Raw genomic sequence first — 10421 nt, 5'->3', positions numbered from 1 at the left:
AATCTATTTTGAAAATAGATTCGCTTTTTTACGTATAACATAAACTTTCAAGTTCTTTTAATTGAATTTTTTATAAAAAGAAAAGGTACTTCCCAAAAGAGAAGGATCCTACTTGCTCAAACATGTAGGTCGTGATAACCTTTTTCTCTGATATATCTCATTTATAGTTTGTTTAATTGACTATGTCTTTTAGAATACATAAAATATACTATTATCCCTATAAATAACCAAATACCGAAATAAACCCAGGTTTTTAAAGGTAGATTTACCATTAAAAATAAGCAACATGTTATTGAAATAATCGGTAAGATTGGTACCAGTGGTACCATGAAACCACGTTTTAAATTTGGATGTGTTTTACGAAGAATAATAACTGACACACCAACCATCGCAAATGTTAATAACGCTCCAATATTCGCTAAATTCGATAATTCTTTTAAATCGATAAATCCAGCAATTAAAGCACTACCAATGCCTGTTAACCAAGTTGAGAATACTGGTGCTTCTGTCTTCTTATTAATTTTCGCAAACGATTTTGGTAATAAACCGTCACGACTCATCGCAAAGAATACACGTGTTGTCGCATAAATGTAAGCGAAAATTACAGCCATAATACCAATTACAGCTCCAACTGCGATTATACCCGCTACTTTATCTTGTCCTACAACTTCTAATACGTAGGCCATTGCTTCTGGTACATCTAATTCCTTATAAGAAACCATACCAGTCATAACAAGACAAACTATAACATAAATAATTGTACAAATAACTAGCGAAGCAATAATACCAATCGGTAAATCACGTTGTGGATTTTTTACTTCTTCAGCAGATGTTGCTAACGCATCAAATCCTAAAAAGGCAAAAAATACTGCAGCTCCTCCGGCAAAGATTCCGCTTATACCATAAGGTGCAAACGGGATCCAGTTTTCTGGTTTTACGTAAAATATACCAACTGAAATGAATAAAACAACAATACCAATTTTTATTAATACCATTGCGTTATTCACTCGCTTACTTTCTTTCGTGCCTTTTGATAATAACCAAGTTAATACCAAAGTAATGATTACTGCTGGTAAGTTAACGATTCCACCTTGTGTTGGAATTTTTAAAAGTGATTTTGGTATCTCAATCCCAAACCCGTTTAATAAGTTTTGAAAATAGCCTGTCCATCCACCCGCTACTGCGGCAGTTGTAACTATATATACAGACAATAAAGTCCATCCCATTAAGTAGGCTACAAACTCACCAATCGTCGCATATGAATAGGTGTATACACTACCCGAGACTGGAAGAGCAGATGCGATTTCCGCATAACATAGGGCTGCAAACCCACAAACAATTGCGGCAATCATAAATGAAAAAATAACTGCTGGACCCGCATCTCTTGCGGCTACTAATCCAGTTAATACAAGTACTCCTGTACCAATTATTGCACCTATCCCTAGCATGGTAAGGTCAAATGCGCCCAATGTTTTTGTCAAAGTCTTACTTTCACTATCTTGCAACAATTTCCTTACTGATTTTTTCCTAAATAAGTTGGCCATAACACACGCCTCCATTTATTTAAAAAGGAGCTAAGATATCGTCTCCTAGCTCCCCTTAAGTAAATAATTTTATTTTATAAGATTATTCAATCGTTATTTTACCTCATTGGCAACAAAGAAATGCTCACATACACTTGAAATACGTTTTAAATCCACATTGCCACCTGAAATAACCGCTACTACTTTTTTACCCTGTACATATTTATCAACTTTGCCTGCTAGAAGAGCGGCTGTGGCTAATGCTCCCGCGCCTTCTACGACAGCTTTTCCGCGTTGCAGTAAGTCTTTCATTGCTACTTCTAATTCTTCTTCCGATACAGTTACAATATCATCTACTAGGTCTTTTACAATTTCAAAAGTTAAATTCCCTGGTATTTTTACCGCACAACCATCCGCTATTGTTGGTGCTTCATAGTGTTCTAAAATTCTCCCCGCATCATAAGAAGCTTTCATTCCATGAACATTATCTGCTTGAACCCCAATAATATTAATGGAAGGATTAAATGATTTCAGCGCTACAGCAATTCCTGAAATAATTCCTCCTCCACCAATAGGTACAATAACAGTATCAACATCCCACATATCATCCAGAATATCTAACCCAATTGTCCCTTGGCCAGCCATTACTTCTACATCATCATATGGATGTAGGTATGTTTCGCCTGTTTCTTTTATAATCTCTTCACACTTCGCTTTTGCATCATCAAATGTATCACCGTATAAAATAACTTCAGAACCATATCCTCTCGTCGCATCCACTTTAGCTTGCGGTGCAGAGGTTGGCATCACAATTTTACTTTTAATTCCTAGTAAATGCGAAGATAATGCAACACCTTGTGCATGATTTCCAGCTGAACAAGCGATTACACCACGTTCTTTCTCTTCATTTGTTAGTTGGGAAATTTTATTAAATGCACCACGAAATTTGAATGAACCCGTTAACTGCATGTTTTCCAGCTTTAAATAAATTTCTCCACCCGCTTTACTAGTTAAATAGAAAGATTTAACCAAAGGTGTTTTTCGGGCATTTACATCAAGAATTTCTTTGGCTTTTTTAATGTCAGTGATATCTAACAATACGTTTTTGGTAATCATACTAACACTTCTTTCAATTCTTTAAAGTCCAAACCTAGCGTCATACCTAAATTTTCGTAGGTAATAATACCTTTATATACATTTACCCCAGATGCTAATGATGATTTATTTTGAATTGCAATTTCTAATCCATCTTTAGAAATTGCTAATAAATACTCAATATTTCCATTTGCCAACGCCATAGTTGAAGTACGTGGGGTGGCACCAGGCATATTTGGTACTGCATAATGAATTACGTCATGTTTAATAAATACAGGATTATCATGAGTTGTATAATGATCAATAGTTTCTACTGTACCACCTTGATCTATTGCGATATCCACAATGACACTTCCTGGCTTCATAGATTGAACCATATACTCTTTAACAATTTTAGGAGGGCGAGATCCTGGTATTAAAATTGTTGAAATAAATAAATCTGCTTCTTTAATCGTTCGCTCTAGATTTTCAGTATTAGATTCAATTATATTTACTTCTTCTGTTGCGTATTGCTTTCTTAAATATGCAATTCTTTCTTGATTAACCTCTAGGATTGTAACACTACATCCAATTCCAATTGCCATATCACAGGCATTAGTTGCAGCATTCCCTCCACCTAGGATTACAACTTTTCCGGCTGGGATTCCCTCAATACCTGATAATAAAATCCCCTCTCCTTGATGTTGTTTTTCTAAATAATATGCTCCCATAAATACAGCACGTCTTCCAGCAATTGCACTCATAGGTTTTAATAATGCTAAATTTCCATCCTCACTAATAGTTTCACCAGCAATCGCAGTAGTACCAGCATTTCTCATTGCTTCTACACACTCTTTCGACGCAGCCAGATGTAAAAATCCCCAAACGATTAGATCCTTTTTAAAGTAATGGTATTCTGCAGGTAGTGGTTCTTTTACCTTTACTACCATATCAACATCCCATGCCTGGCCTTGATTTACTATGCTTGCTCCTGCATTTATATATTCATCATTTGTATAACCAGAACCTAATCCAGCATCTTTTTGTACTAAAACTTCATTTCCAGCTGAAACTAATTTTTGAACATTTTCTGGAGTCATCCCTACACGAGCTTCCCCTTTTTTTATCTCTTTCACTACACCAATTTTCATATCTACACATCCTTTTTTAGAGTGAGTTATAAATTAAATTAATTATTGCCAGATAAAAATAAGATTCTAAATATTCACCCTTACAATATTTTTCAAATATAATTTAATTTATAACATTGGATTGCACCTACAAGATACCATTAGTAAAAATAAGAGGTCAACAATTTTGTGAAACATTTCACAAAATGTTTTATTTAGTTGATTTTCTATATTTTATATCGAAAATATGATTGAACCCCTCAACACTTTGTGATATTCTTCACAAGAATATATCTTCTCTTTTGAATTTCGATTTACCATTTTACTATATCAAAATATTAAAATACCTCATTTATTCTTATTATTCATATAAAAGAAATCTCGTTTTTAACTTCATGTTTCGGGTTAAATTAAAGAATTTCTTTTAATGTATAATTCATGGAATTTTACTCGCCTCAAATCATGTGAAAATTTTCACATGATTTGAGGCGAAATTAAACTTTCTTTACTTATACGTTTAATTTCTTTTTTATTTAGTATCTGAAATGTATTCAAATTCTCTAGCTGGTAAGGATGAGGGGCGGCTATTTGTATGGATACAGGATATACTATCAAATAATTTAACAAACAGGATAAAGAATTCATAAGAGAATTTATATATTTTTCTAATTGGGAGTGATTATTTTGTCACAACAACAACTAAAAAAGGATATTGGTTTCTTTGCAGCATTAACCACAGTTATTGGTACCGTTATCGGCGCCGGAGTATTTTTCAAGCCCACTGCATTATATGGAGTAACAGGAACAGCTAGCCTAGGATTACTTGCATGGGTAATTGGTGGTATCTTGACCGTTTGCGCAGGACTAACTGCTGCTGAACTATCTGCCGCTATTCCTGAAACGGGGGGAATGATGGCATATTTAAAGAGGACTTATGGAAACTTAACTGCTTTCTTGCTTGGCTGGGCACAAACTGTCATATACTTCCCTGCAAATATTGCAGCTCTTGCTATTATTTTCGGGACACAAACGGTTAGTTTATTTGGCCTAAATGTTAATGAACACAAAATGCTAATTATCGCAATTGCAATTATCACAGCAACATTTGTAACTCTTATGAACTTTTTAGGAGCTAAAGCAGCTGGTGGAATCCAAATGGCTTCGACTATATGCAAATTGGTTCCATTAGCATTGATTATTATTTTTGGATTACTACACAAAAGTGACGTTACTTTTCAGCTTTTTCCAATTGAGGCAGGGCCGAACAAATCTATGATATCTGCCCTTGGATCTGGTTTACTCGCAACAATGTTCGCCTATGATGGATGGATTCATGTAGGGAATATTGCTGGAGAAATGAAAAATCCTAAAAAAGACTTGCCTAAAGCAATCGTATTAGGCTTATCAACAGTAATGGTTGTTTATTTATTAATTAATGTCGCGTTTCTAATGGTCATGTCTGCAACATCGCTCGCAGGTACTGATACACCCGCTTCTCAAGTAGCTACAATTCTTTTTGGAGCTATGGGAGGAAAACTAGTTACCATTGGCATTTTAATTTCCGTATTTGGAACGATTAATGGTTATATTATGACAGGAATGCGAATTCCTTATGCCATGGCTATTGAGAACAAACTACCATTTAGTAAATGGTTTGCTACATTATCTAAAAATAGTCGGGTCCCTTATAATTCTGGTCTATTTATGCTATTTATTTCAATTATTATGATGGCCGTCGGCGGATTCAATACTCTTACTGATATGTTGGTATTTGTAATATGGATATTCTACACAATGACATTCCTTGCTGTATTCATCTTACGAAAAAGGGAACCCGAACTTGTGCGACCTTATAAAGTTCCATTGTATCCTTTTATACCATTAGTTGCTATTATTGGCGGATTGTTCATTGTTATTAATACCTTATTCACTCAACCTCTGCTAGCTTTATGTGGAATAGGTCTAACTTCACTAGGCCTCCCTATTTATTACACTATGCGTAAAAAGGGACAATTTGGTTTAGAAAATCATAACGAGTAGACCAGTCTTTCTTAAAGATGTGATACAAAATTTTATGATTAGATTGCAATTAATAAATAGTCTATTTTACTTCTTTATCCTTCTAAAAGATACATTTGTCTAACAAATAATAAACAAGGAGAACCCTTTTTGGGTTCTCCTTGTTTATTATTTGCCAGTGTTCTAGTTATTTACCCTAAGTTAATTTACGCTTTATCCATGTTGCATTTCTACCTTTAGAAACTAATTTAATGTATCCTTGTGAATTTAAAGCGTGTAATGTTTTATTTATAGTACTTTCACTTATGTCTGGATACATGTTTCGAATATTTTCTTTAGTAAAAGGATTATCTTGTCTGTCTATGTATTTTTCAATTCTTTTTCTTTTAGTATGAGTGCTAATACAATTTTTTATTAAACAATAGAATTCTTTATATGCAACTAAAACAATATCTAAAAAAATTTTCATCCAGAAAACTACATTATGATCGCCTTGATACCAGTGAGCTGCAGATTTATACAGAGCATCATAATAATCTGATTCATATTCTTTGAAATATTTATCTATACATGTATATTTTACAAATGTAAATCCACTTTCAATTAATAACCATTGAATTAATATTTTTGCTAACTTGCCATTCCCTTTATTAAATGGATAAATACATAGGAAATTTAAGATAAATTGAGGAATTAGTAGGAGCGGATGAAAATTCCCTTTAGCCCTTAATGCATTATATTGTTCGCATAGATGATACAAATATTGCGGAACCATATCATATAAAACAACTGTACGTAATTTGAATTGATCTTTTAACTTTGGAATAGAAGATAATACAAGTTCGCTTTTTCTCCAATTACCACTTTCAGAAGTTGAATAATTCATTAATTGGAAGTGCAATTCTTGAATTGTTTGCGGTTTAATAGGTAATTTGTGGTTTTCTTTTTGCACAAGTTCTAATGTTTTGCAATAACAAAATAAAGCGTCCTCTTCCAATGTTTGAGGGCTAGCATGATGATCAACTAATTTTTTTAACTGTTTATTTGAGAATGTAAACTTTTCATATATATTAGGAAAAGTTTTAATATATTGCAGTGAAATACTCTTTTCCAAAAGATTAAATATCTCTGGTTTTTGAGTTTGATATGCTGATATTGCTCCTTTATATTCACTGATTTTACTTATAATATTTATTAGTTCTCTTTTAAATTCTAAATTTGTATATTTTTCTTCAAAGAAATTTCTCATCTCGTTCCCTCCTTTCTCTAAGGTTTATTACCAACTTTGTATCCTCCATTATCCCCCTAATTTTCATATTTCCTACTGTATGCTCGTTGTTTTATAAACGTCCAATAAGAATGTAATTAAACGATAGCCAGATGCACATAGAAATCACTCTCTTCCATAAATGTATGTAATTTAATAGATTTCTAATGTTTATTAACAAATAAAAAGGCACTTCCTTAAACTTCTAAAAAAGTGCTTTTTATTTAATCAAATATATCTGTCTTTAGTGACTTAAAGGAAACTATGCACAAAAGGTATCAACCTTTTGTGAAAATCATAACATATTTAGCTATAAATAATTATGTCGCTTCTAAAAACGTTCAATCTTGATATGTTATGAACTAATGTCGTACAGAATCTTAATTTCTTAATAATGTTTATAAAATGATTCTTTACAAGAAGAAAATACTATATTTCAATTTTAACAAAAATTTTTCTATACTATTTACTTTCTGCTTATATTAGACTAGGTAAATTCAAGATTTTTTCCGGGTATTTATATATAACATAATGTTATAAGATAAATTGACCCTATAGTATTGGTGACATGGTTTCTTTTAATGTATGTACCGAATGATTAAAGTTAAACTTTTCTTCCTCATTTAACTCAATTTCTATAATTTCCCGAATGCCTTCACGATTTATCACAGCAGGAACCCCTATATACACATCATTATGACCATATTTATTCTCAAGGTATGCAGATACTGTTAACACACTATTTTCATTATGTAGAATTGCCTTTGTTATACGTAATAAAGACATTCCAATTCCATAACAGGTCGCTCCCTTACGTTCGATTATATGATAGGCCGCATCACGTGAACGAACAAAAATTTCGTCTAAGTCACTTTGATTATACTGACTTTTATTTTCTAAAATGGTTTGTAGCTTTTGAACGCCAACTGACACATGACTCCATATCGGAAGCTCCGTATCACCATGTTCACCTATTATATACGCATGAACATTATGAGGATCAATCTCAAAATATTCTCCTAACATGTAACGGAAACGTGCAGAATCAAGCGTTGTACCTGAACCAATTACGCGTTCTTTCGGCAACCCAGATTCTTTCCAAGTTACATATGTTAAAATGTCCACTGGATTTGTTGCAATTAAGAAAATACCATCGAATCCGCTTGATATGACATTACGTATAATTTCTTTAAAAATCTTAGTATTTTTTTCAACTAAGTCTAAACGTGTTTCACCTGGTCTCTGTGGCAATCCGGCTGTTATTACAACAATTTGCGCATCTTTACAGTCGTCACAGCTACCCTTCCATACTTTTGTTGGTGATGGTGAAAAAGGAATTGCATGACTTAAATCCATTGCTTCTCCTTCTGCTCTTGCTTCATTTACATCCACAAGAACGAATTCTTCTGCCAGGCCCTGATTAATCATACAATATGCATAACTACATCCTACGGCCCCTGTACCAATTAAAACTACACGATTAATATTTTTATTCATTTATAGATCCCTCACTATTTATGTTATGTTTTTGTGCATTGTTGTTATTCTAATAAAAAGAGATTTAATTGATTTTGAATAAACAAATAATTAACTCGAAATACATTAATGTTCAATACCACATAGTTAAACTTAAATTCCTTTTCATATGTATTTCCAGCAAATATTGCTTCAACATTATTTCTTATTTAACTCAAAAAAATATTATGTATAGCTTCACTAGATAAGATAATTTTTCTTTATCTACATTTCAAAGATTTTTTGATATTCTGTGAAAAAGCTAGTTTATACACCTAGTTAAATAAAATTGTTAACGCTTACATTTTTATTAAGATTCACTAACGGATTATCACTTTTCATAATGACATTCATGCTTATAGTATCTTCATTCAAATCTAATTACTGCAAATTTTAATTTTGTATATCGAAGGTTATTTCACCTATTTTAGCAATAACCCCCTAAAAGCACTTCTATACCAAACAAACTTTTTCAAAATTCATTTTCTAGTAAACCTCCCACTGATTTTTTAAAGTTTTCTGTAATAAATTCGACATGTGATCTTGCATTTTATATTAACAAATTTAGGTCACATAAGTTGTGAATGTTTTTTGTATATTTCCCTTCCCTTATATGTATAACAAAAACAAATAATAGATTTTATAAAAGAAAAAAATATATTTAAAAGAATTATTAAAACGGTATTTCCGGCTAATTAGGCCAACTGATATAAAAATAACATTCAAAATAATTATGTTATTTTTATACGAAAATGATTATATTAGTAGCTTAAATTTTTATTTGTGTTTGTAATGGGATGTTTTCCTCACATTGAGATTCAACTAAATCGCCCTTCTGTTCAGCGGTAGGGTTGTTTTGGGTTATATAATGATATACCATGCCAACAAATACAGATCCACCAATAATATTTCCAATTGTAACTGGAATTAAATTATAAATAGCCCCACTAAAAGAAATTGTATTGGGATGTGGCGATACCAGGGAGATTGCAAATAGAGATAAATTTGCAATGCTATGTTCATATCCAGATAAAAAGAATGTAAAAACTAATAACATCATAACAATTATTTTTGCTGTATCCCCTTTTACTTGAGAAGGAAGGAAGCATGCTAGACAAACAAGCCAATTACATAAAATTGCTTTGAAAAATAGCTGTATTGTCGGTGTATTCATTTTTACTTCAACAACATTACTTATCAAATGTTCATATTCAATTTGATCAAAAATACCAGTACCATAAAATAATAACGCAAAAAATATTGCACCTACCAGATTACCTAAAAAACAAGCACCCCAGTTACGACAAGTATCTAAGACCGTTGTTTTTTTTCGTAAGGTCGAAATTGTAAAATACATTGTATTCCCAGTAAATAATTCCGCTCCACCATATATTATTAATATAAGTGCAATTCCAAAAAATAAAGAAGCACTTAAATAAGTTGCAGGTGAATTTACAACGTGAAAAAAATCCCCTAATTTAAAACATAATACTATAATAAATCCAATATAGATGCCGGCTAGTAATGCACGAACAAAATATTGTATTGGGTTTATATCTAATATTTGTTTCTTCTTTTGTGCAAGTTTTATAGCATCAGCTATCCCTTGTTCTAACATAAAATTACACACTCCTTTAGTTCATGGTTATTATAAATAATCCTAAGAATAAACTACATGTTTCAATATTCACTTTCAAGATTTTGTTCAATATTTCACAAAATAAACATACTCACTTTACAAAATGATTCAAATGATGTGCAATCTGTTATATTCACTAAATCCTAGAAGGTGCATAATACACGAATATACCTAGTCAATATAGAATAAAAGAATAATTAATCTGGTATAAAAAGTTTTAATTTATCATGTTTAGGAAAAGCACTCCATCTTAA

General features: G+C 32.0%; 7 protein-coding genes. 1 reads left to right on the top strand and 6 read right to left on the bottom strand.

Translation table 11 applies throughout. The features are described from left to right. Nucleotides 1-161 precede the first annotated feature (161 nt). From HMPREF1014_RS24045 to ald, 3 genes are all read right to left on the bottom strand, one after another. Nucleotides 162-1544: an amino acid permease gene (locus HMPREF1014_RS24045; protein WP_001284908.1), complete on the bottom strand. Its 1383-nt coding sequence runs from the start codon at nucleotides 1542-1544 to the stop codon at nucleotides 162-164. Nucleotides 1545-1637: 93 nt separating this feature from the next. Further along, nucleotides 1638-2639 (bottom strand): bifunctional threonine ammonia-lyase/L-serine ammonia-lyase TdcB, encoded by a 1002-nt coding sequence (tdcB, locus tag HMPREF1014_RS24040; RefSeq protein ID WP_000628977.1) that lies wholly within the window; start codon nucleotides 2637-2639, stop codon nucleotides 1638-1640. Further along, a complete protein-coding gene (ald, locus tag HMPREF1014_RS24035) occupies nucleotides 2636-3748 on the bottom strand; it encodes an alanine dehydrogenase (RefSeq protein ID WP_000690460.1) in 1113 nt (370 codons plus the stop codon). The genes tdcB and ald overlap by 4 nt, the downstream gene beginning before the upstream one ends. A 663-nt stretch (nucleotides 3749-4411) precedes the next feature. On the opposite strand from ald, the gene HMPREF1014_RS24030 reads away from it, so the two are divergent. Next, nucleotides 4412-5767, top strand: coding sequence for an APC family permease (locus tag HMPREF1014_RS24030; RefSeq protein WP_000082762.1), 1356 nt, complete (start codon nucleotides 4412-4414; stop codon nucleotides 5765-5767). Between the two features lie 175 nt (nucleotides 5768-5942). Here the strand turns inward: HMPREF1014_RS24030 and HMPREF1014_RS24025 are convergent, their stop codons facing one another. The 3 genes from HMPREF1014_RS24025 to HMPREF1014_RS24015 all read right to left on the bottom strand — a co-directional run bounded on the left by HMPREF1014_RS24025 (nucleotide 5943) and on the right by HMPREF1014_RS24015 (nucleotide 10146). After that, entirely contained in the window at nucleotides 5943-6995 is a 1053-nt protein-coding gene (locus tag HMPREF1014_RS24025) for a Fic family protein (protein WP_001243459.1), read from the bottom strand. 570 nt (nucleotides 6996-7565) lie between these two features. Then, entirely contained in the window at nucleotides 7566-8510 is a 945-nt protein-coding gene (locus HMPREF1014_RS24020; RefSeq protein WP_001038826.1) for an L-lactate dehydrogenase, read from the bottom strand. 787 nt (nucleotides 8511-9297) lie between these two features. Continuing rightward, entirely contained in the window at nucleotides 9298-10146 is an 849-nt protein-coding gene (locus HMPREF1014_RS24015; protein WP_000893013.1) for a formate/nitrite transporter family protein, read from the bottom strand. Nucleotides 10147-10421 lie beyond the last annotated feature (275 nt).

Origin of the sequence: Bacillus sp. 7_6_55CFAA_CT2, from assembly GCF_000238655.1 — a bacterium.
Classification (GTDB): Bacteria; Bacillota; Bacilli; order Bacillales; family Bacillaceae_G; genus Bacillus_A; species Bacillus_A cereus.
This window is presented reverse-complemented; position numbering and strand designations above follow the sequence as displayed.

Bases quoted from the DNA above. Each gene is read 5' to 3' on its own strand.
- tdcB (WP_000628977.1), bottom strand. From the start codon at position 2,639: ATGATTACCAAAAACGTATTGTTAGATATCACTGACATTAAAAAAGCC.
- HMPREF1014_RS24025 (WP_001243459.1), bottom strand. From the start codon at position 6,995: ATGAGAAATTTCTTTGAAGAAAAATATACAAATTTAGAATTTAAAAGA.
- ald (WP_000690460.1), bottom strand. From the start codon at position 3,748: ATGAAAATTGGTGTAGTGAAAGAGATAAAAAAAGGGGAAGCTCGTGTA.
- HMPREF1014_RS24015 (WP_000893013.1), bottom strand. From the start codon at position 10,146: ATGTTAGAACAAGGGATAGCTGATGCTATAAAACTTGCACAAAAGAAG.
- HMPREF1014_RS24045 (WP_001284908.1), bottom strand. From the start codon at position 1,544: ATGGCCAACTTATTTAGGAAAAAATCAGTAAGGAAATTGTTGCAAGAT.
- HMPREF1014_RS24020 (WP_001038826.1), bottom strand. From the start codon at position 8,510: ATGAATAAAAATATTAATCGTGTAGTTTTAATTGGTACAGGGGCCGTA.